Origin of the sequence: Cysteiniphilum litorale (genome assembly GCF_003428165.1) — a bacterium.
Taxonomy (GTDB): domain Bacteria; phylum Pseudomonadota; class Gammaproteobacteria; order Francisellales; family Francisellaceae; genus Caedibacter; species Caedibacter litoralis.
Window position 1 is genome coordinate 1 of record NZ_QLIQ01000120.1, and the last position, 1,500, is coordinate 1,500.

Annotated in this window: 1 protein-coding gene; it reads right to left on the bottom strand. The window is 39.7% G+C overall.

The genetic code is table 11. From position 1 onward, the window contains the following. Positions 1-22 precede the first annotated feature (22 nt). A complete protein-coding gene (locus tag DNJ75_RS14790; protein WP_117004186.1) occupies positions 23-1,405 on the bottom strand; it encodes an IS4 family transposase in 1,383 nt (460 codons plus the stop codon). Positions 1,406-1,500: the final 95 nt, after the last annotated feature.

Here is a 1,500-nt window from a genome sequence, read left to right on the forward strand (position 1 = left end):
CATAGGTTTATAGGGATCTTTTCTATTCATTTAATTCTTCTCCTTGTAAAGTCTGAAAGCTTGACCAGGCTAGGGCAAAGTCATGCATTCGTTGAAACCCAAGCCAAATTGTTTTCACACCAGGGTTGCTATTTGGTTTCTTAATATAACCTCCCAGCTGAGCAATCATAGTCATCATATCACCAACTGAGGGCGCCTTTTTAGGTAGAACACCTTTCTTTACAACAGCATATACTGATTGCCACTCACAAACCTCAAACACTGCATCACAACTAACTTCTGGATGACTACGACTGAGCATCGTCAAATAAAGAATGCGCCATGCAATAATCATGTATAAACGTATACATACATTGAGGTTGTGCTCATGCACAAACTGCCTTTTCTCAATGCTGCACCCACTTTTTAAAACTTTAAAGTAAATCTCTATTTGCCAGCGACACAGATAAAAATCAACAACCTCTAAAGCTTCTTCAGCCGTACTAATATCCAGACTTGTTAGCAATATCCACTCAATACCTTTATTGCCCTCTGGCGGATCGATCTCTGTTGCAATAACAATAGTCAGCTCAACAGGCTCAAAGTTCTTTGTCTTAGGGCACTTAATCTGGACTCGCTTATACTTTATTTCCTGCTTCACCTTGCGCTTATCTGAGCTATCGCGCTCCTTTATTTCAAACTCAATTTCAGCAACGCTCGTCTCTGCTTTTACATGCTCCCATAGCTTTGAAGGCTCGCCATTTTCACTTGCTTCAAGCAGTCTGTTTTGAGCTGAACGTATAATCCAGTGTGCCTTACAATCTTTACGCTTATCTGCTGTTTCCTGAAAAAACTCATAAATATCACCTTCCCGATCTGCAATATTTATAATTCGAGTATCCGGAGACTGTTGCGCTATTTCATCACACGCTCGATAACTCAATAGCCAGCGATAGCTTTCTTTATCCTCAATCGGTTTATTTTTATGGTCTTTTTTACCGCTTATACTTTCTCTATACCAACTGTAATCATCAATAATACCAAGACATACTTTGTCAGTTGTAAGCGCCAGCGTTGGATGCAATAACATCCCTTTTGCCTTCTCTGTATGTATCGGACCTATGCCTTGCTTCTTATGATGAGAAGCATAATTTAACTCTGTTGTGTCCTGCGGCATAAGAACAGTTTGATGTTGTTTGATCCGCTCTATGGTCGAGTTGATGTGTGGTGCGATGATTTTCTCAGGTGTCACTTTTTTATTATTTATAAACTGATAGGCAGCACATAGCTCTGACCAGCTAGAAAAAGCGCTAGGAATACTCTGTGATGGGTTTTTGCTTAACGCTGATAGCACTTCTTTGCTGCGCTTATCCAAACGTTTGTCATTCAGCTGTATCCCCGATAACTCTTCCAACACCCAACTCATTTACTTACCTTATTTCCTTGTGATTTTATTCATCTTATCTTTAACTCAACCATTTTAAAACCCACTTACCCAAAGATCCCTATAAACCTATGCTT